Raw genomic sequence first — 24,011 nt, 5'->3', positions numbered from 1 at the left:
AGACAAGGTGCGGGCCACCTCGGCCGTTGGACGGTTCGATCCCGGGCGCCTACTGAAGTAGGTGGGCGCCGTAATGTCCAAGTCCACGGACAAGGACAGGAACAGCTCCCTTGGAGATCGTATGGCCCCGGGGATTGTGTTGTCCTGACGAACCAGGCAGCACCGCGAGGGATAAGATAAGGGTTTATGACACGGAGCGCCAGGGGGTTGGGCGCGATAGCGCGCACTCGCTGCCGTGCGTGCGATGCGGGGGCCGGCCGCGCCGTTCAATCGCCCATGAAGGCGAGGATGTCGGCGTGCAGCCGCTCCATGTGCGTGTACATCAGGCCGTGCGGCGCGCCTTCATAGACGAGGAAGCGGCATCCGGGGACCAGGGCCGCCGAAGGCCTGCCGGTGACCTCGATCGGTGCCGAGCGGTCGCGGTCGCCATGGACGATCAGGGTCGGCACGCGGATGCGCCGCATCTCCGTCCGGAAGTCCTCCTCCGCCATGGCGCGGCTGCAGGCCAGGGCCACGGGAATGGAAATCTGCAGGAGGGCAACGACGGATCGCATCATGGCGGCCGACGTCTCGGGCACGAAGAACGGCGCCGTCGCCTCGGCGACCCATTTCGGGTAGTCCCGCTGCCACTGCGCCCAGACCTCCTCGAAGGCCGATCGCGGCAATCCCTCCGGGTTGTCGCCCGTGCGAAGCAGCATCGGCGTCATCGGCGCCAGCAGCACCATGCGGGCGATGCGGGCATCGCCGTGCCGCGTCAGGTAGCGCACCGCCTCCCCACCGGCCAGCGAGTGGGTGACGAGCGTCACCCTGTCGAGATCGAGCGCCTCGATCAGCGCCGCCACGTCGTCGGCCAAGGTATCGTGATCATAGCCGCGGGCGGGCTGGTCGGACCGCCCGTGGCCGCGCCGGTCCAGGCCGATGCAGCGGAAGCCCCGCTCGGCGAAGGCCGTCATCTGGTAGTCCCACATCTGCGTGCCGAAGCCGAGGCTGTTGAGGAACAGCATCGGCGCGCCGCGCCCCCATTCGCGCCAAAAAAGCTGGGTGCCGTCCCTTGCGGTGATGAAGGGCATGTCGTGATCTCCTCTGCGCCACGGACCGAGGGTCCGGCCGGGGGCACCGGAAATCCATGACCCGGCAGGTCAAAAAGCGGCGTCCGAGTGCCGCCGGCTTGACCTGCGAGGTCATTGAGCCGCGGCAGCCGGGCGCGATAGGCTCTGCCGATGACCGTGCATCCACTTCCATTCGGGGTGATCCTGCGGCGCTGGCGCGAGCGCCGCCGCATGACGCAGGCCGATCTCGCCCTTTCGGCGGAGAGCTCGACCCGGCACTTGTCCTGCCTCGAGACCGGGCGGGCACAGCCGAGCCGCGCGATGATCGGGCGCCTCGCCGAATGCCTGGACGTCCCGTTGCGCGAGCGCAACACGCTGCTGGTGGCGGCCGGGTTCGCGCCGGGCTTCCAGGAACGGCCGCTGGCCGAGCTCGATGCGGCGAAGGCGGCCATCGACCGGGTGCTCGCCGCGCACCTGCCCTATCCCGCCTTCGCCGTCGACCGGCATTGGAACGTGGTGCTGTCGAACGCGGCCCTGCCGCAGCTCTACGAGGGCTGCGCGCCGGATCTCATGCGCCCGCCGGTCAACGCCATGCGTCTGATCCTGCACCCCGCCGGCATGGGGCCGCGCATCGTCAACTTCGCCGAATGGCACGCCTATTCCGTGAGCCTGCTGCGCCAGCAGATCGAGGCGAGGGCGGATCCGGCCATCCAGGGGCTGCTGGCGGAGATCAGGACCTATCCCGTGCCGCCCGGTGCGGACGGCACCTTCGATGCCTCGCAGCGCCTCGCCACGCCGCTGCGGATCGCGACGCGGTTCGGCACCGTGTCCTTCCTGAACACGCTGACCATGTTCGGCACGCCCAGCGACGTCACTCTGGCGGAACTTGTCCTGGAGATGCTCTTCCCGGCGGATGACGAGACCGTCGAGATCGCCAAGGCCATGACCGGAGAACAGGCCGGGGCTCCCTGATGGCCGATGCGGCGATCAGCTCACAGCTTGCACCGTCGGCAGCGGCGGCGCCGGCCGCATCCGCTCCGCCTCCCGCGCAAACTCCAGCAGCCAGGCATCCGCTGCGAATCCCGCCGCGAGCTGCGCGCCGATCGGCAGGCCGGTTGCGGAGAGGCCGACGGGAAGGCTGACCGCCGGCACCCCCGCGATGTTCACCCAGCCGGTGAAGACCGCGTGGTCGCGCGGGCCGGCCGGCCGGCCGGCGATCTCGCGGGGGTAGGGGGTCTCGGCCGGCCAGGGCAGGGCGGCGGCGGTCGGGGTCAGGACGAGGTCCGATGTCGCGAACAGCTCGGCGCAGCGGCGGCGCAGCCGGGCGGTGCGCTCCAGCGCGTCGCAATAGTCGGCGGCGGCGAGGGCCCGGCCGTCCGCCGCCATGGCCTGCACCGCGGCGCCGGCCTCCTCGGGCAGGCGGGAGCCGGGCCGGTCCATCAGCCAGGCGACGCCGGCGCGCGAGACGACGTGCCAGATGCGGGCGGCGTCGTCGAGGTCGAAGAAGACGGCCTGTTCCCGCACCGCGTGCCCGTCGCGCTCCAGCGCCAGCGCGAAGCCTTCCACTGCGGCGGCGACCACCGGGTCGACGGGCGCCGTGCCGAAGCGGGGGATGTAGGCGATGCGCAGCCGCTCGCCCGCCGGCTGCGGCGCGGCGGCGAGGAGCGAGCGGCGGTCGCGCGGGTCGGGGCCGGCCATGGCGGCGTCGAGCAGGATGGCATCGCCGACGCTGCGGGTCAGCGTGCCGACGGTCTCGAAATCGGCGAGGGGGGCGGGGAAGCCGTCGAGCCGCGGCAGGTGGCCGATGGAGGGCTTCCAGCCGACGAGGCCGGTGTGGCAGGCGGGGCGGCGGATCGAGCCGCCGCCGTCGGTGCCGAGCGCCGCGGGCACCAGCCCGGCGGCGACGCCGGCCGCGGCGCCGCCGGAGGAGCCGCCCGGCGTCAGGTCGGGGTTCCAGGGATTGCGGGTGGTGCCGAAGAGGTCGTTGCGGGTGTAGCCCTCCAGGGTCAGCTCCGGCACGTTGGTCTTGCCGAGGATGACGGCGCCGGCGGCGCGCAGCCGCGCCACCGGCAGCTCGTCGCCCTCGGGCCGGAACCCGGCGAAGGCGCGGCTGCCCCAGCTCGAAGGCAGGCCGGCGGCGTGGAGGTTGTCCTTGACCGAGAGCGGGATGCCCTCCAATGGCGAGCGCGGTGCGCCGGCGGCGAGGCGCCGGTCGCTGTCGCGCGCCGCGGCGCGGGCGCCGGCTTCGTCGAGGGCGACGAAGCTGTTGAGGGCGCCGTCGAGCCGGGCGATGCGCCCGAGGCTGCGCTCGACCAGGGCTTCGGCCGTGATCCGGCCGGCGCGCAGCGCGGCGGCGAGTTCGCCGATCTCTTCCATCACGGGCCTCTCGGGATTTACGGCAGCGGCTGTCCGATCGCGGCCGGCAGCCTGGCGGAGCGGCCGAGGCCGGCGAGCACGGCGAGCGCGATGAGGTAGGGCGCCATCTCGACGGCATAGGAGCTCAGCGGCACGCCGGAGCCCTGCAGGCGCAGCTCGAAGGCTTGCGCGGCGCCGAAGGCGAGGCAGGCCAGCGCCGCGGCCGGCGGGCTCCAGCGCGCCACGATCAGCGAAGCCAGCGCGAGATAGCCGCGGCCGCCGGTCATGCCGTCGGTGAAGGTGCCGACCTGCTGCAGCGACAGCACCGCGCCGCCGAGGCCGGCGACGGCGCCGCAGGCGACCACGGCGCGCACCCGCACCCGGAGCGGGTCGCCGCCGGCGGCGAACAGCGCCTCCGGGTTCTCGCCGGTGGCGCGCAGGGTGAGGCCGGCCTGGGTGCGGCCGAGGAAGAGGTGCAGGGCGAGGCAGGCGAAGATGGCGAGATAGGTGAGCGGCGGCAGGTCGAACAGCAGCGGCCCGAGCACGGGGATGTCGGCGAGCCCAGGGATCGGCCAGGGCGCCAGCGGCGCGAGGCGGATGGCGACGGGCCGGCCGCCGCCGGCCAGCACGCGCAGGAGGTAGCTGGTGAGGCCCGCCACCATGATGTTGGCGGTGAGGCCGGTGACCATATGGTCGGCGCGGTAGCGCACCGCCACCACGGCGACGACGAGGCCGGTGGCGGCGCCGGCGACGAGCGCGAGCACGATGCCCCAGGCGGCGCTGGCGCTGGCCCAGGTGCCGATGGCGGCGGCGAAGGCGCCGGCCAGCATCATGCCTTCCAGGCCGACGGCGAAGACGCCAGCGCGCTCGGACAGGATGCCGCCGAGCGCCGCGAACAGCAGCGGCGTGGCGATGCGGATGGCGGCGGCGAGGAGATCGATCATGCGCGGCGCACCGTGGCGGCGAGGACGAACAGCATGGTCAGGCCCTCGATGACCGCCACCAGGGCCGAGGGCACGCCGACCTGGCGCTGCATGGCCAGCGCCCCGGCTTCGAGCAGGCCGACGAACACAGCCGCCGGCACCACCGCCAGTGGCTCCAGCGCGCCGAGCAGCGCGACGGTGACGGCCTTGAAGCCGAAGCCCGAGGAGAAGCCTTCGATCAGGCGGTGGTGCACGCCGAGCACCTCGGCGCCGCCGGCGAGCCCGGCCAGGGCGCCGGCGATCAGCATGGCGGACCAGGTCAGGGCCGACAGGGAGAAGCCGGCATAGGCGGCGGCCGGGCGCGAGCGGCCGGCAACGCGCAGGGCGAAGCCGAAGGGCGTCAGCCAGAGCAGCACCGAGAGGGCCGCCGCGGCGGCGAGCGCGACCGCGAGCCCGGCATGGGCGTCGAGCTCCGGCGCCTTCCACAGCCAGGAGGCCGCCGGCAGCCCCGGCGACTGCAGGAAGCCGGCGCCGGGCTGGCCGAGCGGGCCGGCCAGCAGCTGCTGCACCAGCAGCAAGGCCACGAAATTGAGAAGCAGCGTCACCAGTACCTCGTGCACCCCGCGCCCGAGATGGATCGCCGCGGCGAGGCCCGACCAGGCCGCCCCGGCGAGGGCGCCGCCGGCGAGCGCGGCGAGAACGGCGAGGGCGGGCGGGGCATCGGGGAGGGCGAGCGCCACCGCGGCGGCGCCGGCCCCGCCGAGCGCGATCTGGCCCTCGGCGCCGATATTGATGATGCCGGCCCTGAAGCAGAGCGCCACGCCGCTGCCGGCGAAGAGATAGGGGGTGGCCCGGTTGAGGGCGACGCCGATCTGGTGCGGCGAGCCGAAGGCGCCCGCCGCCATGGCGGCGAAGACCGCCAGCGGCTCGTGGCCGGAGAGGGCGACCAGCAGCCCGGCGCAGGCGAGGGAGAGGACGGCGGCGGCGAGGGCGCGCAGCGCGAGGCCGTCGCGGCGCAGCTGCAGGCGGAAGGGCCGGCCGGGCGGGGCCGGGGAGACGGGGCTGGCAGCGCTCATGCCGCCCGCCCCGACATCCACAGGCCGATGCGGGCGAGGTCGGCCCGGCCCTGCGCCGTGACGCCGGCAAAGCCGCCGTCGGCCATGACGGCGACGCGGTCGGCGATGTCGAGCACCTCGTCGAGCTCGGAGGAGACGTAGACGATGGCCGCGCCCTCGTCGCGCAGGCCGAGGACGCGCTCGAGCACGAAGCGCGTCGCGCCGGGATCGAGGCCCCAGGCGGCCTGGTGGGCGACGAGCAGGGCCGGCCGGCGGTCGAGCTCGCGCGCCACCACGATCTTCTGCTGGTTGCCGCCGGAGAGCCGCGCCGCCGGCACGCGCGGACCGGGAGCGCGGATGTCGTAGTCGCGCATCAGCGCCCGCGCCCGGGCCTGCAGGCGGCCGGGGGCGAGGAAGGCGCCCCTGGCATAGGGCGGGCGGGTGCTGTCGCGCAGCATCAGGTTGTCGGCGATGGAGAGGGAGCGCACCAGCCCGGTCGCGGCGCGGTCCGCCGGCATATAGGCCATGCCGGCGCGGACACGCGCCGCGACGGAGGCGCTGGCGAGCTCGCGCCCGTCGAGCGCGATCGAGCCGGCCGCGGCGCGCCGCAGCCCGGCCAGGGTCTCGACCAGCTCGATCTGGCCGTTGCCGTCGACGCCAGCGATGCCGAGCACCTCGCCGCCGCGCACCTCGAACGTCAGGGGCCCGAGCCCGGGGCCGGCGAGGCCGGCGACGGCGAGGCGGACCTCGCCGGGTGGCCGGGTGCGGGCCACATGCGGGGCGGTGACGTCGCGCCCGACCATCATCTCAGCCAGCTCGGCCGGGGTGACGGCCGCAATCGGCGCGGCGCCGGCGACGCGGCCGCCGCGCAGCACCACGACGCGATCGCAGACCTCCATCACCTCCGGCAGCTTGTGGGTGATGAAGACAACGCCCTTGCCCTCGCCGCGCAGGCGGCGGAGCACCCCCAAGAGCTCGGCGACCTCGACCGGGGCGAGGTTGGAGGTCGGCTCGTCGAGCACCAGCAGCTCGGCCTCGCGCAGCACCGCCTTGAGGATCTCGACGCGCTGGCGGCGGCCGAGCGGCAGGTCGGCGACACGCGCCTCGGGGTCGAGGTCGAGGCCGAAGCGCCGGCTGGCCTCGCGGATGCGGGCCGCCATCTCGGCGCGCCGCAGCACCCGCCCGGCCGCCGGCCAGCCCAGCATGACGTTCTCGACCACGGTCATCGCCTCGACCAGCATGAAGTGCTGATGGATCATCGCGATGCCGGCGGCCATGGCATCGGAGGGCCGGTGGCCGGCCAGCGCCCGGCCGCGGACGGCGATCTCGCCGGCGTCCGCCGGCGTCATGCCGAACAGCACCTTCATCAGCGTGCTCTTGCCCGAGCCGTTCTCGCCGAGCAGGCCGAGGATCTCGCCGGTCTGCACGATGAGGTCGATGCCGTCATTGGCGCGCACCGTGCCGTAGCGGCGGACGATGCCGGTCATGCTGAGGAGCGGCGCGGGGGCTCGGGCGGCGGTCACGGGCGCTTCAGCTGCCGCTGCGCGCGTCGGCGTCGGTCGGCGCGATCTTGAGGGCGCCGCTCTTGAATCCCGCCGCCATGTCGTCGAGCGCCTTGACCACCGCTGCCGGCACGACCGGGTTGAACGGCTTGCCCTCGGCATATTGCAGGGCGGCGCCGGTGACCGGGGCGGTGTCGTAGCCGTACTGCACGAAGCTGCCGAACAGCTTGCCGGCCTTCACCTGGTCGGCGGTGCTGCCGAACATGCCCGGCCAGTCCTCGACGATGTTGGTGAGCACCAGGTCGGGCGCGATCTTCGTCTGGTCGAAGCCGCGGCCGGTGACGTAGACGTGCTTCTCCTTGGCCGCCTGGACCAGGCCGGTCTCGGCGGCGTTGAGCTTGCCGGTGATGACGTCGGCGCCCTGGCCGATCAGCGAGAGCGCCGCCTCCTTGGCCTCGGCCGCATCCTCCATGTCCTTGATGTAGAGGATGGTCACCGCGGCGCCGGCCTTGGCGGCGCAGATGCGGAAGCCGCCGGCCTGCGCCGTGATGTTGGGCACGCCCTGCAGGCCGTAGACGCCGGCGACCTTGTGGGTCTTGCTCATCGCCGCGGCGAGGGCGCCGAGCTGGCAGCCGAACTGGGCGTTGTTCCAGTCGATCGACATGACGTTGGGCGCCTTGCCCTCGTTGCCGCTCACCGCGATGAACTGGGTCTTGGGAAAGTCCGGCGCCACCTGCTCCATGGCCGAGACGAAGCGGCCGGAATGGCCCATGACGATGCCGTAGCCCTGGGCGGCGTAGTCGCGCAGGGCCTCGCCCTCGTCGGCGTCGTTCTCCGAATAGGCGGTCTTGAAGCCGTGCGGCTCCAGGCTCTTGAGGATGGCATAGCCGAGCGCGTTCCAGCTCTGGTCGTTGGCGCTGCCCGGCAGCAGGATGGCGGCCTTGTCCTGCGCCAGGGCGGGGGCCGTGAGACCGCCGGCGAGAAGCACGGCGATTGCGGCCGGGCCGGCCAGGCGGCGTATCGGGAACTTGGTCATGGGACTGCCTTTTCTCCACGCGGTCCCCGCGGGCGCCGTGCCCTTGGCGGACGTCTGATCCTTGCTGCGAGGTCGTGCCGGCCGGGCTGTCAGACCCGGACGATCGCCGCGATCGGCGCCTCCCCCGGCTTGCATTGATGCTCGGTGCCGCCGGAGACGAAGATCGCTCCGTCGCCGGTCACCGAGGCGATCACCGCGCCGAGCGCGGCCCGCGCATGGCGCTCGTAGTGGATGTCGGCGTCCGACAGCATGGTGGTGCGCCGCCCGCGCAGCCGGCCGTCCGGCGGCGCCTCGGCCTTGGCGAAGATCGCGGCGATGCCGGCAGGATCGATCGCCGCGCCGGGCTCGCGAAGCTCGCCGGGCTCGCCGGCGGCGGAGGCCGCGGCGGCGCGCACGCCCTCGGCGTCGACCACGTCGCGCAGCACGGCATGGCCGATGCGGAGGTCCCCGCCGGCGCCCTCGGCATTGCCGAACAGCAGCACCTCGCACTTGCTGAGCTCGCCGCCGGCCGAGGTGTTGGCCACGCTGGAATAGAGGTCCATGCGCCGGGCGATGGCCTCGTCGCCGAGCGCGGCCTCCGCCACCTCGCCGAGGGCGAGCGCCACGCCGAGCGCGGTGGCGCCGCGGGCATAGGGCTTGGAGCCGTTGGGGTCGCGGGTCACCAGGCGGGCGCCGCGGCTGTCGGCGTCGGCGACCGCGGCCGGCGTCAGCAGCGGCCCCTTGACCTGGACATAGTGCACGTCGGCGGCATCGGCGATGCCGGCCTCGGCCTGGGCCCGGCGCACCGCCTCGGCGACGAGCCGCACCTCGACCATGGTGCCGACCTCCTCCGGCGCGAGGTCGCGCGTCGCGGCGATGCCGATCGCCAGGCGCTTGCTGGCGGCCGCCGGCGCGGCGCTGCGGGTGAACACCGTCGCATGCGGGCTGAGCACGCCCTCGGTGCCGCCCGACCAGACGAAGGCGATGCGCTTTGCCACGGCGTCTGGCGTGATGCCGAGGTGCCTCGCCAGGGCGAGCGCGAAGCTGAGCGTCGCCAGGGCGCGGGTGAAGTCGTTGGCGCCGCCATTGCCCTCGGTCTTGCCGATGACGGCGACGATCTCGGCGGGGGCGACCTCGCCGGCCTCGATCAGCCGCTCCAGCCCGGCGACGTCGGCCGGACTGTTCATCAACACCTTGTGGACGCCGACCCGCATCGCAGACCTCCCAGAGCGTTTTGCGATTTGGCGGCAACGCCAAGCATCGCAAAGACGCGTCGAAACAAAGAGTTAGAGCAAAGCAGCGTTTCCGCCCAAACGCGCTTTGCTCTAGCGATTTCCGGCAGTCTAGGGGGCAGTGGACGCGGCGCAACAAAAATGGAATGATTTTCACGATGCGGAATAATCGTGACCCGGGAGCGTCGGCGATGCGGACACAGGAGGCCGGGGCGGTGGCGCGGGAGGGGCGATCAGAGGCCCCATCGGAGACGGCGGGCGGCGTGCAGTCGCTGATCCGGGCGCTCTCCATCCTCGACACGCTGGCCGAGAGCGAGGACGGGCTGTCGCTGACTGCGCTGGCCAGGGCGGTCGGCCTGCCGCCTTCGAGTGCACACCGCCTGCTGACCACGCTGCAGCGCAAGCGCTTCGTGCGCTTCGAGCCGGGGGCGATGACCTGGCGGGTCGGCGTGCAGGCCTTCGTGGTCGGCAACGCCTTCGCCCGCTCGCGCGAGGTCGTGCCCTTCGCCATGCCGTTCATGCGCCAGCTGATGGACAAGACCGGCGAGACCGTGAACCTCTACGTGCCGAACGACGGCCAGGCGATCTGCATCGCCCAGGTGCAGAGCCGGCAGGTGATCCGCGCCATCTCCCGGCCGGGCGGCACCGTGCCGCTGCAGCGCTCGGCCGCCGGCAAGGCGATGCTGGCCCGGATGGGCCGGGGCGAGGTGGAGGACATTCTCTCGGCGCATGGCCGCAGGGATCCCGAGGAGGCGTCTGCCGTCGATCCAAGCAAGCTTCGTGCCGAGATCGAGGCGGTGCGTGCGCGCGGCTTCGCCCTCGACGACGAGGAGGTGGCGCCCGGGCTGCGCTGCATCGCCGTGCCGATCCTCGACGAGCACGGCGCTGCCCAGGCGGCGATGTCGATCGCCGGCCCGATCACCCGCCTGACCGACCAGCGCCTGGCGCGCCTCGCCGGGATGGTCGTGGCCGCGGGCGAGGCCGTCACCCGCGAGTTCGGCGGCGGGGGACGGGGCATGCGGTGACGTGACGGGGAGGCGGCCCGCCGGGCACGGCGGGCGCAGTCGGCAAGGCGGAGCGATGATGCGGACGGCACCGTGCACAAGGATCTGCGGCCCGCGCTTCGGCAATCCGACAGCAATCGATCGTGCAGCCGCGCAAGCGGTCGCGTCGGAGTGCGAACCGATAGCGGGCCTGGATTTCCCCGGAGGTTCGCGATTGCTCTACATTCCTGATGATGCTCGCCTTTATCTCGATCGACCTGGCATCTGGTCCCTGACGAGGCCCGTCGAACGGTCGGTTCGCGCTGGAGGTGGCATTTTCGTCCCAGGCGGAACGGGTTAGTTGTGATGCGGGTCGCCTCCGCACGGAGGCGTGGATTGAAACTTCACGACACCCTCCCCGCGATCAGTGCCCGGGCCGGTCGCCTCCGCACGGAGGCGTGGATTGAAACAGATAGGACGTGGCCCAATAGTGGGCCGGGGACCGGTCGCCTCCGCACGGAGGCGTGGATTGAAACGCTGTACCCGGTTTTTGAGAAATCGCTACCCGACTGGTCGCCTCCGCACGGAGGCGTGGATTGAAACTCGCTGTACCAGGTCGACACGGTCGAGTTCACGGCGGTCGCCTCCGCACGGAGGCGTGGATTGAAACAGCGACGGCTTGGCGAGGCCCTGGAAGGTAACGCGGGGTCGCCTCCGCACGGAGGCGTGGATTGAAACACGTAGACGCCACTGTTGGCGGCGGTCGCGTCGGGTCGCCTCCGCACGGAGGCGTGGATTGAAACCTGGCCGTCGAGACGCAGTGGCGCCTGGTGCTCGGGGTCGCCTCCGCACGGAGGCGTGGATTGAAACATCGTCAACATCAAGACCGACTATCCCGCCATCGGGTCGCCTCCGCACGGAGGCGTGGATTGAAACAAGACGCTGGTGGGCGACCCAGGCGACAACATCAAGGTCGCCTCCGCACGGAGGCGTGGATTGAAACTGGTGCTGCTGGTTCAGGATGTTGGCCTGGTTCTGGGTCGCCTCTGCACGGAAGCGTGGATTGAAACCGCGAAGACTTCCCAGCCGGCCGGACGTCCCGCGGCGCAGCACGATTCAAAAAAATACGACGCCCTGTCGGATCCCGCGCATCCCCTTCGTCCTCCGGCCAGGTCCACGACCCGCAACCCGAGGAGGATGCCCATGCCGGTCAAGCAGAAGATCACCAATTGCCTGTGGTTCGACGGCAATGCCGAGGAGGCGATCGCCTTCTACACCGCGATCTTCGCGGATTCGAAGGTGCTGAAGCTCACCCGCTACGGCAAGGCCGGTCCGGGGCCGGAGGGATCGGTGATGACCGGATTGTTCCAGCTGGCCGGCCAGGAGTTCATCGCCCTCAACGGCGGGCCGATGTTCAAGTTCACCGAGGCGATGTCGCTGACCGTCAACTGCGAGACGCAGGAGGAGGTCGACCACTTCTGGAGCCGGCTCACCGCCGACGGCGGCGGGGAAGGGCCCTGCGGCTGGCTGAAGGACCGGTTCGGCGTGTCCTGGCAGATCGTGCCCGTCGCCCTGGTCGAGATGCTGAGCGACGGCGATGCCGAGCGGGCGCAGCGGGTGATGCAGGCTATGCTCCAGATGAAGAAGATCGACATTGCCGGGCTCAGGCGCGCCTACGATCGGGCGTGACGCTCCGACCGTCAGCGGGACGGCCGGCCGAACAGCAGCGGCAGGCAGACGAGATACAGCGCCGCCCCGCCGAGCCACACCAGGCCGGGGAAGCTCGCGCGGGACGCGAAGTACAGGCTGCTGATCAGCAGCGGGCCGAGGATCGAGGCGAGGCTCGTCACGCTCGCCAGCACGCCCTGCAGGCGTCCCTGCTGCTCGCCGTCCACCTCGGCCGCCAGCAGCGATTGCAGCGCCGGCGCGCCGATGCCGCCGAGGCAGAACAACGGCAGCAGCAGGAAGGCCATCCAGCCCTGCGCCGCCACGGCGATCAGGCCATAGGCGGCGCTGTCGGCGGCGATGCCGACCGCGAGGGCGCGCCGCTCGCCCCAGCGCTCGGCGATCGGACCGGCGACGAAGGCCTGGGCGAGGGCGTGGAACAGGCCGAAGCCGGCGAGGGAGACGCCGATGGTGAAGGGATCCCAGCCGAACTTGTCTTCGCCGTAGAGCACCCAGATCGTGCCGCCGACCTCGCCGACCAGGGCGAGCACGAGATAGGCGCCGATCAGCGCCGAGAGCGCCGGAAAGCTCAGCGCCCAGCGCAGCGGCGCCAGCGGGTTGAGAAGGACGGCTGGCGCCGCGCCGGCTTTCGCGGTCTCCGGCAGGGCCATGAGGGCGCCGACCAGGGTGACGCCGTTGAGCGCGGCCGCCGCGACGAAGGGCGCACGCACCGAGATCGCGCCGAGCAGGCCGCCGAGCGCGGGCCCGGCGATGAAGCCCAGGCCGAAGCAGGCGCTGAGCTGGCCGAACCGGCGGGCGCGCTGCGCCTCGGGCGTGACGTCGGCGATGCAGGCGGAGGCCACCGCCATGCTCGCGCCGGTGATCCCGGCGACCGCGCGGCCGACGAACAGCAGCCAGAGCCAGGGCGAGGCCGCCAGCACGAGATAGTCGAGCGCGGCGCCGGCGAGCGACAGCAGCAGCACGGGCCGGCGGCCGGCCCGGTCCGACAGGGCACCGAGCAGCGGCGCGCACAGGAACTGCATCAGCGCATAGAGCCCGAGAAAGGCGCCGTAGCGCCAGCCGAGATCGCCGCTGTGGCCGACCTCGCGCAGCAGGCGCGGCATGATCGGCATGGTGAGGCCGATGCCCGCCGCATCCAGCGTCACGATGGTCAGGATGATGGCGAGCGCCCGGGTCATGACGATCCTCGAATTTATCACCGATAAATTCCTTATCGCTGATAAAGTGGCGTGACAACCGGGATTCGCCCGAGATGAAGGTCGACCGCAGCCGGATCGTCGACGAAGCGCTCCGCCTCCTCAACGAGGTCGGCATCGACGGGTTGTCGACGCGGCTGCTGGCCGAGCGGCTCGGGGTGCGGCAGCCGGCGCTCTACTGGCACTTTCCCGGCAAGCGTGCCCTGCTGGCGGCGATGAACCGGGAGATCCTGGCGCGCGGGCAGACATCGCGGCCGCCGCGGCCCGGCGAGGACTGGCGCGGCTTCCTGGCCGAGGATGCCCGCAGCTTCCGCCGCGCGCTCACGGCCTATCGCGACGGCGCGCGGGTCCATGCCGGCAGCGAGCCGGATCCGGACGAGGCCGGCCACGTGGAGGTGATGCTGCGCTTCCTCGCCGGAGCCGGCATGGCCGCGCCCTCGGCGCTGCAGCTCCTCATCGCCCTCGGCCGCTACACCGTCGGCTGCGTGCTGGAGGAGCAGGCGGCGCCGGCTCCCGGGACCGAGCCGACCGGGCTCGATGCAGCGGCGCAGGACCGCCCGCTGCTCGCCGGCGCCCTCGCCGCCTATCGCGCGGGCGGGCACGAGGCCGCCTTCGAGGCCGGCCTGGCGCTCCTGCTCGACGGGGCGGCGGCCGCGGTCGGCAGCTGAGCGGGGCGCTCAGGCGCCCCCGCTCACCACGCCCTTGTGCAGCGTCTCGGCCAGCTTCTCGATGCGGGCGGCGGCATCGGCCACCGCCTCGGCGACGCGCAGCTGCGCCTGCTCGTCGCGGGCGACGGCGCTCGCCCGGGCGCTGCGCAGCTCCTGCAGCTCCGCCTCCAGGGCGTGGTGGCGGCGCTGCGCCTCCGACAATTCGTCCGCCACCATGATGCCGGCCATGACGGCCAGGCGCATGTCGCCGATCTCGCCGAAGGAGGCGCGCAGCTGGTCGATCCTGCCGTCGAGCATCCGGCCGAGGCCGAGCAGATGCTCCTCCTGCCCCTCGTCGCAGGCCATGCGGTAGGCCCGCCCGGCAATGGTGACCGAGACATGCGTCATCGTCAGGGGTCCTGATGCTCCAGCACGGTGCGGATGGTGTCGATGGCCTGGTCGAGGCGGCGCGAGACGTCGCGGTTGGCGGCCTCGGCCCGGGCGCAGCGCGCGAAGCTCTCGTCGAGCTCCTGCGCCAGGCGGGCGCGGTCGTCGGAGAGCGCCTGCACCTCCACTTCGCGGCTGGCGCCGACCCGGTCGGCCTCGATGCGCCGCTCGACCGCATCCTCGATGCGGGAGAGGGCGGCGGCGAGGCGCTGCAGGGCGGTGTCCAGGGACGGGGAGGCGGTCATCGCTGCCCTCGCCGTGGAAGCCGCGCCGGAGCGGGGCCAGGGCAGGGCGGCCGGAGACCCGTCCGCGACTCCGACCCGTCCTGCCCGGGTCGAATCAGGCGATCTGAGAACGAGCCAAACATGGCGCGAGCCTAGGTCGCGGCGGGGGCGAGCGTCAATCTGTCCCCGACGCCGGCCTGCCGGCGTCCACAATCGCCGCCGCGGCAGCGCGCTGCAGGCGCTCCGGCGGCGGGTTCTGCCTGATTCGGCGGCACTGCCCGAAGATTGACAGGCGGGGATGAGGTGTTAAGAACCGCGCGGCCCTTCCCGCCGCGTTCCCCCCGCTGCCCCAGTCAGGACAAAGCTCATGATTCAGCGTGAACTCCACGATCGCATGGCCAACGCCGTCCGGGGGCTGGCGATCGACGGCGTCGAGGCGGCCAAATCCGGGCATCCCGGCATGCCGCTCGGCATGGCCGATGTCGCCACGGTCCTGTTCACGCGCTTTCTCAAATACGACGCATCCCACCCCAAATGGTCCGACCGGGACCGCTTCGTGCTGTCGGCCGGCCACGGCTCGATGCTGCTCTATTCGCTGCTCTATCTCCTGGGCGTGCCCGGCATGTCGCTGGAGGACCTCAAGCATTTCCGCCAGCTCGGCTACAAGACCCCGGGCCACCCCGAGAACTTCCACACCGCCGGGGTGGAGACCACCACCGGCCCGCTCGGCCAGGGCCTGGCCACCTCGGTCGGCATGGCGATGGCCGAGAGGATGCTGCAGGCCGAGTTCGGCCGGAAGATCGTCGACCACCACACCTATGTCCTGGCCTCGGACGGCGACCTGATGGAGGGCGTCAGCCAGGAGGCGATCGCGCTCGCCGGGCACTACAAGCTCAGCAAGATGATCGTGCTCTGGGACGACAACGGCATCTCGATCGACGGGCCGCTGACGCTGTCGGACTCGGTCGACCAGGTGAAGCGCTTCCAGGCCTGCGGCTGGCGCGCCGAGCGCGTCGACGGGCTCGACCCGGAGGCGATCGCCGCCGCCATCGAGCGGGCGCAGAAATCGTCCAAGCCGACCCTGATCGCCTGCAAGACCATCATCGGCTACGGCGCGCCGAAGAAGCAGGGCACCTCCAAGGCCCATGGCGAGCCGCTCGGGCCGGAGGAGGCCGCCGCCGCCAAGGCCAAGCTCGGCATAGCGGGCGGCCCGTTCGAGGTGCCGGCCGAGGTGCTGAAGGCCTGGCGCGACATCGGCACCAGGGGCGTGGCCGAGCGCGAGGCCTGGGAAGGCCGCTTCGCCGGCCTCTCCGACCGCAAGCAGGCCGAGTTCACCCGCCGCGTCTCGGGCCAGCGCCCGCCCAAGCTCGCCAAGGCCATCGCCGCCCACAAGAAGGCGCTCGCGGCCGCGCCGGTGACGGTGGCGACCCGCAAGGCCTCCGAGCTCACGCTCGACGCCATCGTCGAGGTCATGCCCGAGCTGGTCCTGGGCTCGGCCGACCTCACGCCCTCCAACAACACCAAGGCCAAGGGCCTCGTCGAGATCACGCCGAAGACCTTCAAGGGCCGCTACATCCACTGGGGCATCCGCGAGTTCGGCATGGCGGCGGCCATGAACGGCATCTACCTGCACGGGGGCTATGTGCCGGCGGGCGGCACCTTCCTGGTGTTCACCGACTATGCCCGCCCGGCCATGCGCCTTGCCGCGCTGATGGGCACCGCGCCGGTCTACGTCATGACCCACGACTCGATCGGCCTCGGCGAGGACGGGCCGACCCACCAGCCGGTGGAGCACCTGGCGGCCCTGCGCGCCATGCCGAACATGCACGTCTTCCGCCCCTGCGACGCGATCGAGACGGCCGAGTGCTGGCAGCTGGCGCTCGAGCGCACCAACGGCCCGACCGTGCTCGCCCTGACGCGCCAGAACCTGCCGCAGCTGCGCGACGATTCTCCGACCAACCTCAGCGCCCAGGGCGCCTACGAGCTCGCCCCGGCGGTGGGCGGCGAGGCCAGGGTGACGCTGTTCGCCTCTGGCTCGGAGGTCGAGGTCGCCTGGAACGCCCGCAAGATGCTGAACGAGCGCGGCGTTCCGACGCGGCTGGTCTCGGTGCCCTCGCTCGACGTCTTCCTCGGCCAGCCCGACGAGGTGCGGGCCCGGGTGATCGGCAATGCCCCGGTCAAGGTGGCGGTCGAGGCGGCGGTGCGCTTCGGCTGGGACGCGGTGATCGGCCCGGACGGCGGCTTCGTCGGCATGGCCTCCTTCGGCGCCAGCGGGCCGATCAAGGAACTCTATCGCCATTTCGGCATCACGCCGGAAGCCGTGGTCGAGACGGCGATCAAGCGTCACAATGGCTGAGGCCCGCGGCCGGGCCGCCATCCGACCGGCGATCTCCGATCAGAGATCAAAGATCGGAGGCAGCACGGCGGGCTTGCGAAGACCGCGTGTTCCGGGCCGCCGGCCCGGTGAAGGGCAGGAGTCGGAACACGCGCTGCATCTGCTATCATCCCCAGCTTCGAAGGACAGGAAGGTCAAGTCATGGCAGTTCGGGTCGCCATCAACGGGTTCGGCCGCATCGGGCGCAATGTGCTGCGCGCCGTGGTGGAGTCCAAGCGCAGGGACATCGAGATCGTGGCGCTCAACGATCTCGGCCCGGTCGAGACCAATGCCCATCTGCTGCGCTACGACTCCATCCACGGCAGGTTCCCGGCCGAGGTGAAGGTCGAAGGCGACTCGATCGTCGTGCAGGGCCAGAAGATCAAGGTCACCGCGATCAAGGATCCCTCGGCGCTGCCGCACGGCCAGCTCGGCGTCGACATCGCCTTCGAGTGCACCGGCATCTTCACCGCCCGCGACAAGGCGGCGGCGCATCTGGCCGCCGGCGCCAAGCGCGTCATCGTCTCGGCCCCCTCCGACGGCGCCGACCTCACCGTGGTCTACGGCGTCAACCACGACCAGCTGACCAAGGACCACCTGGTCATCTCCAACGCCTCCTGCACCACCAACTGCCTGGCTCCGGTCGCCAAGGTGCTGCACGATGCCTTCGGCATCGAGCGCGGCTTCATGACCACGATCCATTCCTACACCAACGACCAGCCCTCGCTGGACCAGATGCACAAGGATCTCTACCGCGCCCGCGCCGCGGCGCTGTCGATGATCCCGACCTCGACCGGCGCTGCCAAGGCCGTCGGCCTGGTGCTGCCGGAGCTCAAGGGCAAGCTCGACGGCACCTCGATCCGCGTGCCGACGCCGAACGTCTCGGTGATCGACTTCAAGTTCAACGCGCGCAAGAAGACCAGCGCCGAGAAGGTGAACGAGGCGATCGTCAAGGCCGCCAAGCGCGGGGCGCTGAAGGGCGTCCTCGCCTTCACCGACGAGCCGCTGGTCAGCCGCGACTTCAACCACAACCCGGCCTCCTCGATCTTCGCGCTCGACCAGACCAAGGTGATCGACGAGAAGTTCGTGCGCGTGCTGAGCTGGTACGACAATGAATGGGGCTTCTCGAACCGCATGGCCGACACGGCCGTGGCGTTCGCCAAGCTGATCTGAGCCTCCGGCGGCCGGCCGCCGGGGCTCCGACACGGAGTGTCCGATGTGGACTGGCCGCCTCCTCGGCGCGGGCCTGCTGCTGACCGTGGCGGCGTTCGCGCTCTACGCGTTCTGGAAGAGCCGCGGGGTCAAGCCCGACGGCGACGGCAATGACGGGCCGAGCCTGCCCGGTGCCGGGTAGGCCGGGTTGCAAGGGACGATCCTCGCCGCGGCGGCTCTGAGGCCGCCACGGCCAACGCGAACGGGGCAGACCGACGATGACCGCTTTCCGTACCCTCGACGACATCGGCGACGTCGCCGGCAAGCGTGTGCTCGTGCGCGTCGACCTCAACGTGCCGACGGAGAACGGCGCCGTCACCGACACGACCCGGATCGAGCGCGTGGCGCCGACCATCCTGGAATTGTCGCGGGCCCATGCCAAGGTGATCCTGCTCGCCCATTTCGGCCGGCCGAAGGGCCCGGATCCGAAGGAGAGCCTGAGGCCGGTGGCCGAGAAGACCGCCGAGATCCTGCATCGCCCCGTCGCCTTCGCCGAGGACTGCATCGGCGAGGCCGCGGCCAAGGCGGTGGCGGCGATGAAGGACGGCGACATCCTCTGCCTGGAGAACACCCGCTTCCACAAGGGCGAGGAGAAGAACGATCCCGACTTCGTCAAGGCGCTGGCCGCCAATGGCGATATCTGGGTCAACGACGCCTTCTCGGCCGCCCATCGCGCCCATGCCTCGACCGAGGGCCTCGGCCATGTGCTGCCGGCCTATGCCGGGCGCACCATGCAGCAGGAGGTCGAGGCCCTGGCGCGGGCGCTGGAGAACCCGAAGCGCCCGGTGGCGGCGGTGGTCGGCGGCGCCAAGGTCTCGACCAAGCTGGAGCTCCTCGGCAACCTTGTCGGCAAGGTCGACGCCCTGGTGATCGGCGGCGGCATGGCCAACACCTTCCTCCATGCCCAGGGGGTGAGCATCGGCAAGTCGCTGGCCGAGCGCGACCTCGCCGACACCGCCCGCGACATCCTCAAGAAGGCGCAGGCGGCGAACTGCGCCATCATCCTGCCCGTCGACGCGGTCATCGCCTATCACTTCGCCGCCAACGCCCCGAGCCAGGCCTACGGACTCGATTCCATCCCGCTCGACGCCATGATCCTCGACGTCGGCCCGCAGTCGATCGAGCGCATCAAGGGCGCCATCGACGAGGCGGAGACGGTGGTGTGGAACGGGCCGCTCGGCGCCTTCGAGCTCTCGCCCTTCGACCACGGCACCGTGGTGGCCGCCAAGCACGTCGCGGCGAGAACCAAAGCCGGCAAACTTCTGTCGGTGGCGGGCGGCGGCGACACGGTGGCCGCGCTCAACCATGCCGGGGTGGCCGACCACTTCTCCTACGTCTCGACCGCCGGCGGCGCCTTCCTGGAATGGCTGGAAGGCAAGGCCCTGCCGGGTGTCGAGATCCTGCGCAAGCGCTGATCCCGCCTCGGCAGAATTTCAAAGGTTCGGCGGAGCTTCGCGGGCGGGACCTCTGTGCCGATCCGCGAGCTCTGCCCGGCCCGGGCCGCTTGCAGGTCGATATCGGCCGGCCGCCTCGCTCCGGCGCTGCACCGATGCCACGGCCGCTTCGGTCTTGCTTTCGCCCCGATAACGCGCTTGAACACCGGCTCGCCGGAACCCTTCGCCCATGGCCGACGCCGATCATCGACCGCCCGTGCAGCTCTATCTCGTCACGCCCTTCGTGACGGATGCGACGGCCTTCGGCCCGCTCCTGAAGGAGGTGCTGGAGGCCGGGGAGGTCGCCTGCGTCCTGCTCAACCTCGCGGCGCCGGACGACGGCGCGGCCAAGCGCCTGGTCAAGGCGATGGCCGGGGTGGTGCAGCCCAGGGGCGCGGCCCTGATCGTCAACGGCTTCGCCGCCGTCGTGGCGCGGGCCGGGGCCGACGGCATCCATGTCGCCGACGGCCACAAGGGCCTCGCCGAGGCGCTGGAGAGCTTCAAGCCCGAGCGGATCGTCGGCGCCGGCGGCATCCGCTCCCGGCACGATTCGATGGCGATCGCCGAGACCGGCGTCGATTACGTGATGTTCGGCGAGCCCTCCGGCGACGGGCGCACGCCGCCGCTGGAGGCGGTGGTCGAGCGCACGGGCTGGTGGGCGGAGCTGTTCGAGATCCCCTGTGTCGCCTATGCGCCGGACCTCGGCTCGGTGCCGCTGCTGGCCGATGCCGGTGCGGATTTCGTGGCGCTCGGCGGGGCGGTGTGGAACCACGACAGGGGCCCGGCCGAGGCCCTGTCGCTTGCCAGCCGGGTGCTGGCGCAGCGGGAGGCGCGCGCATGAGGCGGCTTGCGATCGCAATCGTCCTGGGGCTCGCCGCGTGGCCGGCCGCGGCGGCGGCGGACAAGCCGGCGGCCGAGGCCAAGCCGGTGTTCCCGCCGATCGCGCCGCCGGTCGACAGCAGCAAGGTCGACCTTGCCTTCGGCGCCTTCCAGCGCGGCTACTACCTCACCGCCTTCGACGAGGCGACCAAGCGGGTGGAGGAGAAGCAGGACCCGGTGGCGATGACGCTGCTCGGCCAGCTCTATGCCGAAGGGCTCGGCGTGCCGCGCGACCCGGCCAAGGCAGCCTCCTGGTACGGGCTGGCAGCCCAGCGCGGCAACCGCGACGCCATCTTCGCCTATGGCATGGCCAAGGTGACCGGCAGCGGCGTGCCGAAGGACGAGACCGGCGGGATCCTGCTGCTCAACAAGGCGGCCTCGATGAAGGTGATGGCCGCCTCGTACAATCTCGGCATCCTGGCGCTTCGGCCGGTCAACGGCGCTCCCGACTTCGCCACCGCCCTGCAACGCTTCCGCGAGGCGGCGGACGAGGGCAGCGCCGACGCCGAATATTCGCTGGGCGTGCTGGCCAAGGAGGGCAAGGGCATGCCGGTCGATGCCAAGGCTGCGGCCGGCTATTTCCTCGCCGCGGCGCAGGACGGCAATGTCGACGCCATGGTGGAGACGGCCATCGCCCTCTACAACGGCGACGGCGTCCCGCGCGACGAGAAGGCCGCGGCGCTCTGGTTCCGCCGCGCGGCGGAGGCGGGCTCGCCGATCGGCCGCAACCGCCTGGCCCGGCTCTATGCCTCCGGCCAGGGCGTCGACAAGGACCCGAAGATGGCGGGCATGTGGAACCTGATGGCGCAGGCCGCCGGCCTCAGGGATCCCTGGCTCGACGACTTCATGGCCGGGCAGTCGCAGGCCGTGCGCGACGCCGCGCTCAAGGCGGCGCAGGATCACGGGCTGTAGGCCGAGGGGCCGTCCGCAGACAAGCGCACTGCGCTTTCCGCCGTCATGGCCGGATCAAGTCCCGCCACGACGGACCGCCTCACGTATCCCCAGACGACCGCTTCAGGCCACCAGCGGCAGGCTGATCGTCGCCTGCAAGCCGCGGGTGGCGTTGGCGAGGCGGACGTCGCCGCCGTGGTGGCGGGCAATGGTGCGGGCGATGGACAGGCCGAGGCCGACGCCGCCGGTCTCGCGGTTGCGCGAGGTCTCGATGCGGAAGAAGGGCGCGAACACCTGCTCGATCGCCTCGCCCGGAATGCCCGGGCCGTCGTCCTCGACCACCACGTCGATGCTCTCGCCCGTGCGGGCGAGGCGCACCCGCGCCCGTTCGCCGTAGCGCACCGCATTCTCGACCAGGTTGCGCACCGCGCGCCGGAGCGCGTCCGGCCGGCAGCGGTATTTCACCGTCGTCCCTTCCAGGAAGGTGACGTCGTGGCCGAGCTCGGCCAGGTCGTCGCAAAGGCTTCCCACCAGCGCCGGCAGATCGACGGTGCGCGTGTCCTCGGCCGCCGCCTCCTCCCGGGCGAAGGCGAGCGCCGCCTCCGTCATGGTCCGCATCTCCTCGATGGTGGCGAGCATCTTCTCCTGCGCCTCGGCATCGGCGACGAACTCGGCGCGCAGCCGGAGCGAGGTCAGCGGCGTGCGCAGGTCGTGGCCGATGGCCGCCAGCATGCGGGTGCGGTCCTCGACGAAGCGCTGCAGGCGTTCCTGCATGCGGTTGAAGGCCTCGGCGGTATGGCGGATGTCGTCGGGGCCGGATTCCGGCAAAGGCGCCACCGACTCGCCCCGTCCCAGGGCCTCGGCCGCCTTTGCGAGCCGGCGCATCGGCCGGGCGATGCGGCCGGCGACGAAGACGGCGATCAGCGACAGGATGGCCGCGGTCACCGCGAGCGAGACCATGGATTTCGACGTCCATGGCGAGTCCGACATCTTCTTGACGAAGGCGGCGTTGAGCCAGTCGCCGCTGTCGAGGCGGACGGCGAGGCCCATGCCGTCGGGGCCGTCGAGACGGAGGAACTTCGCCGGCCGCGACAGGGGCCAGGCCCAGGCCGGCAGGGGCGTCCAGGCGAGGCGGGTGTCCGCCGCCGCGGCCATGGCGCCGGTGGTGCGGGCAGGCTCGGCGAGCTCCGCCTCGGGCCGGCGCGGCTTGCGCGTCAGGGTCGGCAGCGGCCGGGCGATCTGGGCCACGGCTTCCCGCTGCCAGGCCGCGCCGTCGAGGGGCTCGGCCGGCGAGACCCAGAACCGGGTATAGCTGGTGGCGCTGGCATCGATCATGTCCTGCCGGAGCGCGGCGGGCGAGGCCTCGATGACCTCGGCGAGCGAGGCGGTCCGGCTCAGGAACTCGCTCTTGGCGGCCTTCCACAGCGCCTGGCCGCGCTCGTCCCAGAAGATCAGGACGGCGATCCCCTGCGACACGGCGAGGGCGAGCAGCATCAGGGCGACGATCTGCGCGGCGAGGCTGCGGGTCCACAGGCGCGTCATGCTTCCCGGACCTCGGCGGCGAAGCTGTAGCCGCCACCCCAATGGGTCTTGATCAGCATGGGATTGCGCGGATCGACCTCGATCTTCTTGCGCAGGCGGCTGACCTGGTTGTCGATGCTGCGGTCGAAGCTGTCGGCGGCGCGCCCGACGGTGAGGTCGAGGAGCTGGTCGCGGCTCAGCACCAGCCCGGCATGGTCGATGAGGGCCTTGAGCAGGCGGAACTCCGCCGTGCTCAGGGCGACGGCGGTGCCGTCGGCGCCGACGAGCTCGCGCCGGCCGACATGGAGCAGCCAATGCTCGAACCGCAGCGCCCTGGCCTTCAGCTTGTCGCGCTGCGGCGGCAGGCTGTTGACGCGCCGCAGCACCGCCTTGATGCGGGCGAGCAGCTCGCGCGGGTTGAACGGCTTGGTCAGGTAGTCGTCGGCGCCGATCTCGAGCCCGATGATGCGGTCGGTGTCCTCGACCATGGCGGTGAGGAAGATGATCGGCAGGTTGGTGGTGCCCCGGATGTGGCGGCACAGCGAGAGGCCGTCCTCGCCCGGCATCATCACGTCGAGGACCACCAGGTCCGGCGCGCCGGCTTCGAGCAGCCGGCGCAGCGCCGCCCCGTTCTCGGCGGTGCTGATGCGATAGCCGTGCTGGGCGAGATATTTGCCGACGAGGTCGCGGATGTCGCGGTGATCGTCGACGATGGCGATGTGCGGTGCGGGTTCCATGGCAGCTCCAGGCTGCAGAATACCGCAGCGCAAGTCGAAGCCGGTGCGAAAAAGTGTATCAGAATATCTCAGGCATGCACGCCGCCTGCCCTTCCGGTCCCGATGTGTCGACACCGTGGCCGTGACACATCTTTCGACAAAGACGCCTCGGCCCGGCATAGTTCTGCGACGTCGCTCCGCCATGCTCCCGGCCATGATCGAACCGGAGAGCGAGCGATGATCGACCTGCCGAAGGCGCTGCTGCGCAGGGGATCGTCCGACGTCGGGCCCGATGGCGACGCCGGCGAGGACGAGGCCTTTGCGAGCTGGCGCGAGCCGACCGAGCGTCTGGTCCAGGCTCAGGCCGTCACCATCCTGGACAAGCTCGTGGTCGCCGCCATCGCCGTGGTCTTCGCCGCGGGCGCAGTCGCCGGCCCGTCGGGCCGGGCCACGGGCTCCGACGGGGCGGTACCGCCGCGGGCGATCGCCGTGCGGGCGGCGCAGGAGCACGACCCCTGCTGCGCCTCCGCGCTGGCGAGAGCCCGGGCTCACGAGGCGCCTGTCGCTCGGGGGCAGCGGCCCGCCTGAGGCGCGACGCAGGCCAGGCAGGGCGACGAGGACGACGCGCGGCGGCGCCGAGGAGCGCCGCGGCCGCGACCCCGAACGGCGAG

At 71.8% G+C, this 24,011-nt stretch carries 23 protein-coding genes, 1 other RNA gene and 1 CRISPR repeat array; of the genes, 11 read left to right on the top strand and 13 right to left on the bottom strand.

Going from position 1 to position 24,011, the window contains the following annotated elements:
- Nucleotides 1-8: 8 nt before the first annotated feature.
- Both ssrS and QO011_RS25180 read right to left on the bottom strand, forming a co-directional pair.
- A non-coding RNA gene (gene ssrS, locus QO011_RS25185) (6S RNA) lies at nucleotides 9-166 on the bottom strand.
- A 100-nt stretch (nucleotides 167-266) separates the two neighbouring features.
- Nucleotides 267-1,070: an alpha/beta fold hydrolase gene (locus tag QO011_RS25180; RefSeq protein WP_307278149.1), complete on the bottom strand. Its 804-nt coding sequence runs from the start codon at nucleotides 1,068-1,070 to the stop codon at nucleotides 267-269.
- A 150-nt stretch (nucleotides 1,071-1,220) separates the two neighbouring features.
- On the opposite strand from QO011_RS25180, the gene QO011_RS25175 reads away from it, so the two are divergent.
- Entirely contained in the window at nucleotides 1,221-2,021 is an 801-nt protein-coding gene (locus QO011_RS25175; RefSeq protein ID WP_307278147.1) for a helix-turn-helix domain-containing protein, read from the top strand.
- A 15-nt stretch (nucleotides 2,022-2,036) separates the two neighbouring features.
- Here the strand turns inward: QO011_RS25175 and QO011_RS25170 are convergent, their stop codons facing one another.
- From QO011_RS25170 to atzD, 6 genes are all read right to left on the bottom strand, one after another.
- The gene (locus tag QO011_RS25170; RefSeq protein WP_307278198.1) at nucleotides 2,037-3,425 is read right to left on the bottom strand and encodes an amidase; all 1,389 of its coding nucleotides are present in this window, start codon (nucleotides 3,423-3,425) and stop codon (nucleotides 2,037-2,039) included.
- A gap of 17 nt (nucleotides 3,426-3,442) precedes the next feature.
- Nucleotides 3,443-4,348 carry an ABC transporter permease gene (locus QO011_RS25165; RefSeq protein ID WP_307278144.1) on the bottom strand — a complete coding sequence of 302 codons (906 nt, stop codon included), beginning with the start codon at nucleotides 4,346-4,348 and terminating at the stop codon, nucleotides 3,443-3,445.
- Nucleotides 4,345-5,403, bottom strand: coding sequence for an ABC transporter permease (locus QO011_RS25160; protein WP_307278141.1), 1,059 nt, complete (start codon nucleotides 5,401-5,403; stop codon nucleotides 4,345-4,347). The genes QO011_RS25165 and QO011_RS25160 overlap by 4 nt, the downstream gene beginning before the upstream one ends.
- Nucleotides 5,400-6,905: an ABC transporter ATP-binding protein gene (locus tag QO011_RS25155; RefSeq protein ID WP_307278137.1), complete on the bottom strand. Its 1,506-nt coding sequence runs from the start codon at nucleotides 6,903-6,905 to the stop codon at nucleotides 5,400-5,402. The genes QO011_RS25160 and QO011_RS25155 overlap by 4 nt, the downstream gene beginning before the upstream one ends.
- A 7-nt stretch (nucleotides 6,906-6,912) precedes the next feature.
- Nucleotides 6,913-7,920 (bottom strand): BMP family protein, encoded by a 1,008-nt coding sequence (locus QO011_RS25150; RefSeq protein WP_307278134.1) that lies wholly within the window; start codon nucleotides 7,918-7,920, stop codon nucleotides 6,913-6,915.
- A gap of 89 nt (nucleotides 7,921-8,009) precedes the next feature.
- On the bottom strand, nucleotides 8,010-9,113 hold the full coding sequence (atzD, locus tag QO011_RS25145) for a cyanuric acid amidohydrolase (RefSeq protein WP_307278131.1): 1,104 nt from the start codon (nucleotides 9,111-9,113) through the stop codon (nucleotides 8,010-8,012).
- A 209-nt stretch (nucleotides 9,114-9,322) separates the two neighbouring features.
- Here atzD and QO011_RS25140 point away from each other — a divergent pair, with 209 nt between their 5' ends.
- Together QO011_RS25140 and QO011_RS25135 are read left to right on the top strand one after the other, a co-directional pair.
- Nucleotides 9,323-10,156, top strand: a complete 834-nt coding sequence (locus tag QO011_RS25140) for an IclR family transcriptional regulator (RefSeq protein WP_307278129.1) — start codon at nucleotides 9,323-9,325, stop codon at nucleotides 10,154-10,156.
- Nucleotides 10,157-10,485: 329 nt separating this feature from the next.
- A CRISPR array of direct repeats spans nucleotides 10,486-11,184; the repeat unit is 32 nt; unit sequence GGTCGCCTCCGCACGGAGGCGTGGATTGAAAC.
- Between the two features lie 133 nt (nucleotides 11,185-11,317).
- A complete protein-coding gene (locus QO011_RS25135; RefSeq protein WP_307278127.1) occupies nucleotides 11,318-11,803 on the top strand; it encodes a VOC family protein in 486 nt (161 codons plus the stop codon).
- An 11-nt stretch (nucleotides 11,804-11,814) separates the two neighbouring features.
- Here the strand turns inward: QO011_RS25135 and tet are convergent, their stop codons facing one another.
- On the bottom strand, nucleotides 11,815-12,978 hold the full coding sequence (gene tet, locus QO011_RS25130; RefSeq protein ID WP_307278124.1) for a Tet(A)/Tet(B)/Tet(C) family tetracycline efflux MFS transporter: 1,164 nt from the start codon (nucleotides 12,976-12,978) through the stop codon (nucleotides 11,815-11,817).
- A 74-nt stretch (nucleotides 12,979-13,052) separates the two neighbouring features.
- Between tet and QO011_RS25125 the strand changes: the two genes are divergently transcribed.
- Nucleotides 13,053-13,664, top strand: a complete 612-nt coding sequence (locus QO011_RS25125) for a TetR/AcrR family transcriptional regulator C-terminal domain-containing protein (RefSeq protein WP_307278121.1) — start codon at nucleotides 13,053-13,055, stop codon at nucleotides 13,662-13,664.
- Between the two features lie 9 nt (nucleotides 13,665-13,673).
- On the opposite strand, the gene QO011_RS25120 is transcribed toward QO011_RS25125, so the two are convergent.
- Nucleotides 13,674-14,051, bottom strand: a complete 378-nt coding sequence (locus QO011_RS25120; protein ID WP_307278118.1) for a cell division protein ZapA — start codon at nucleotides 14,049-14,051, stop codon at nucleotides 13,674-13,676.
- A 2-nt stretch (nucleotides 14,052-14,053) separates the two neighbouring features.
- Nucleotides 14,054-14,335, bottom strand: coding sequence for a DUF4164 domain-containing protein (locus QO011_RS25115; RefSeq protein WP_307278115.1), 282 nt, complete (start codon nucleotides 14,333-14,335; stop codon nucleotides 14,054-14,056).
- Between the two features lie 346 nt (nucleotides 14,336-14,681).
- On the opposite strand from QO011_RS25115, the gene tkt reads away from it, so the two are divergent.
- The 6 genes from tkt to QO011_RS25085 all read left to right on the top strand — a co-directional run bounded on the left by tkt (nucleotide 14,682) and on the right by QO011_RS25085 (nucleotide 21,124).
- Nucleotides 14,682-16,670: a transketolase gene (gene tkt / locus QO011_RS25110; protein WP_307278111.1), complete on the top strand. Its 1,989-nt coding sequence runs from the start codon at nucleotides 14,682-14,684 to the stop codon at nucleotides 16,668-16,670.
- A 180-nt stretch (nucleotides 16,671-16,850) separates the two neighbouring features.
- Nucleotides 16,851-17,861: a type I glyceraldehyde-3-phosphate dehydrogenase gene (gene gap / locus QO011_RS25105; protein ID WP_307278107.1), complete on the top strand. Its 1,011-nt coding sequence runs from the start codon at nucleotides 16,851-16,853 to the stop codon at nucleotides 17,859-17,861.
- A gap of 43 nt (nucleotides 17,862-17,904) precedes the next feature.
- Entirely contained in the window at nucleotides 17,905-18,042 is a 138-nt protein-coding gene (locus QO011_RS25100; protein WP_307278105.1) for a hypothetical protein, read from the top strand.
- Between the two features lie 76 nt (nucleotides 18,043-18,118).
- Nucleotides 18,119-19,315, top strand: a complete 1,197-nt coding sequence (locus tag QO011_RS25095; RefSeq protein ID WP_307278103.1) for a phosphoglycerate kinase — start codon at nucleotides 18,119-18,121, stop codon at nucleotides 19,313-19,315.
- A gap of 208 nt (nucleotides 19,316-19,523) precedes the next feature.
- On the top strand, nucleotides 19,524-20,174 hold the full coding sequence (locus QO011_RS25090) for a thiamine phosphate synthase (protein WP_307278101.1): 651 nt from the start codon (nucleotides 19,524-19,526) through the stop codon (nucleotides 20,172-20,174).
- Nucleotides 20,171-21,124: a tetratricopeptide repeat protein gene (locus QO011_RS25085; RefSeq protein WP_307278098.1), complete on the top strand. Its 954-nt coding sequence runs from the start codon at nucleotides 20,171-20,173 to the stop codon at nucleotides 21,122-21,124. The genes QO011_RS25090 and QO011_RS25085 overlap by 4 nt, the downstream gene beginning before the upstream one ends.
- Nucleotides 21,125-21,226: 102 nt before the next feature.
- Here QO011_RS25085 and QO011_RS25080 read toward each other — a convergent pair whose 3' ends face one another.
- Both QO011_RS25080 and QO011_RS25075 read right to left on the bottom strand, forming a co-directional pair.
- Nucleotides 21,227-22,645, bottom strand: a complete 1,419-nt coding sequence (locus tag QO011_RS25080) for an ATP-binding protein (RefSeq protein ID WP_307278096.1) — start codon at nucleotides 22,643-22,645, stop codon at nucleotides 21,227-21,229.
- Nucleotides 22,642-23,361 (bottom strand): response regulator, encoded by a 720-nt coding sequence (locus QO011_RS25075; RefSeq protein ID WP_307278093.1) that lies wholly within the window; start codon nucleotides 23,359-23,361, stop codon nucleotides 22,642-22,644. The genes QO011_RS25080 and QO011_RS25075 overlap by 4 nt, the downstream gene beginning before the upstream one ends.
- A 216-nt stretch (nucleotides 23,362-23,577) precedes the next feature.
- Here QO011_RS25075 and QO011_RS25070 point away from each other — a divergent pair, with 216 nt between their 5' ends.
- Nucleotides 23,578-23,928 (top strand): hypothetical protein, encoded by a 351-nt coding sequence (locus QO011_RS25070; RefSeq protein WP_307278091.1) that lies wholly within the window; start codon nucleotides 23,578-23,580, stop codon nucleotides 23,926-23,928.
- Nucleotides 23,929-24,011 lie beyond the last annotated feature (83 nt).

It is taken from the genome of Labrys wisconsinensis, assembly GCF_030814995.1.
GTDB classification, from domain to species: domain Bacteria; phylum Pseudomonadota; class Alphaproteobacteria; order Rhizobiales; family Labraceae; genus Labrys; species Labrys wisconsinensis.
The sequence above is the reverse complement of the archived record's forward strand: the minus strand, read 5'-3'. Positions and strand labels throughout refer to the sequence as shown.

What these genes read in the sequence shown, in the direction of transcription:
- QO011_RS25160 (WP_307278141.1), bottom strand. Translation starts at nt 5,403, where the DNA reads ATGAGCGCTGCCAGCCCCGTCTCCCCGGCCCCGCCCGGCCGGCCCTTC.
- QO011_RS25095 (WP_307278103.1), top strand. Translation starts at nt 18,119, where the DNA reads ATGACCGCTTTCCGTACCCTCGACGACATCGGCGACGTCGCCGGCAAG.
- QO011_RS25135 (WP_307278127.1), top strand. Translation starts at nt 11,318, where the DNA reads ATGCCGGTCAAGCAGAAGATCACCAATTGCCTGTGGTTCGACGGCAAT.
- tet (WP_307278124.1), bottom strand. Translation starts at nt 12,978, where the DNA reads ATGACCCGGGCGCTCGCCATCATCCTGACCATCGTGACGCTGGATGCG.
- QO011_RS25100 (WP_307278105.1), top strand. Translation starts at nt 17,905, where the DNA reads ATGTGGACTGGCCGCCTCCTCGGCGCGGGCCTGCTGCTGACCGTGGCG.
- QO011_RS25090 (WP_307278101.1), top strand. Translation starts at nt 19,524, where the DNA reads ATGGCCGACGCCGATCATCGACCGCCCGTGCAGCTCTATCTCGTCACG.
- QO011_RS25165 (WP_307278144.1), bottom strand. Translation starts at nt 4,348, where the DNA reads ATGATCGATCTCCTCGCCGCCGCCATCCGCATCGCCACGCCGCTGCTG.
- QO011_RS25080 (WP_307278096.1), bottom strand. Translation starts at nt 22,645, where the DNA reads ATGACGCGCCTGTGGACCCGCAGCCTCGCCGCGCAGATCGTCGCCCTG.
- QO011_RS25170 (WP_307278198.1), bottom strand. Translation starts at nt 3,425, where the DNA reads ATGGAAGAGATCGGCGAACTCGCCGCCGCGCTGCGCGCCGGCCGGATC.
- QO011_RS25175 (WP_307278147.1), top strand. Translation starts at nt 1,221, where the DNA reads ATGACCGTGCATCCACTTCCATTCGGGGTGATCCTGCGGCGCTGGCGC.
- QO011_RS25120 (WP_307278118.1), bottom strand. Translation starts at nt 14,051, where the DNA reads ATGACGCATGTCTCGGTCACCATTGCCGGGCGGGCCTACCGCATGGCC.
- QO011_RS25125 (WP_307278121.1), top strand. Translation starts at nt 13,053, where the DNA reads ATGAAGGTCGACCGCAGCCGGATCGTCGACGAAGCGCTCCGCCTCCTC.
- QO011_RS25085 (WP_307278098.1), top strand. Translation starts at nt 20,171, where the DNA reads ATGAGGCGGCTTGCGATCGCAATCGTCCTGGGGCTCGCCGCGTGGCCG.
- QO011_RS25180 (WP_307278149.1), bottom strand. Translation starts at nt 1,070, where the DNA reads ATGCCCTTCATCACCGCAAGGGACGGCACCCAGCTTTTTTGGCGCGAA.
- QO011_RS25070 (WP_307278091.1), top strand. Translation starts at nt 23,578, where the DNA reads ATGATCGACCTGCCGAAGGCGCTGCTGCGCAGGGGATCGTCCGACGTC.
- QO011_RS25075 (WP_307278093.1), bottom strand. Translation starts at nt 23,361, where the DNA reads ATGGAACCCGCACCGCACATCGCCATCGTCGACGATCACCGCGACATC.
- gap (WP_307278107.1), top strand. Translation starts at nt 16,851, where the DNA reads ATGGCAGTTCGGGTCGCCATCAACGGGTTCGGCCGCATCGGGCGCAAT.
- QO011_RS25150 (WP_307278134.1), bottom strand. Translation starts at nt 7,920, where the DNA reads ATGACCAAGTTCCCGATACGCCGCCTGGCCGGCCCGGCCGCAATCGCC.
- atzD (WP_307278131.1), bottom strand. Translation starts at nt 9,113, where the DNA reads ATGCGGGTCGGCGTCCACAAGGTGTTGATGAACAGTCCGGCCGACGTC.
- QO011_RS25115 (WP_307278115.1), bottom strand. Translation starts at nt 14,335, where the DNA reads ATGACCGCCTCCCCGTCCCTGGACACCGCCCTGCAGCGCCTCGCCGCC.
- QO011_RS25140 (WP_307278129.1), top strand. Translation starts at nt 9,323, where the DNA reads ATGCGGACACAGGAGGCCGGGGCGGTGGCGCGGGAGGGGCGATCAGAG.
- tkt (WP_307278111.1), top strand. Translation starts at nt 14,682, where the DNA reads ATGATTCAGCGTGAACTCCACGATCGCATGGCCAACGCCGTCCGGGGG.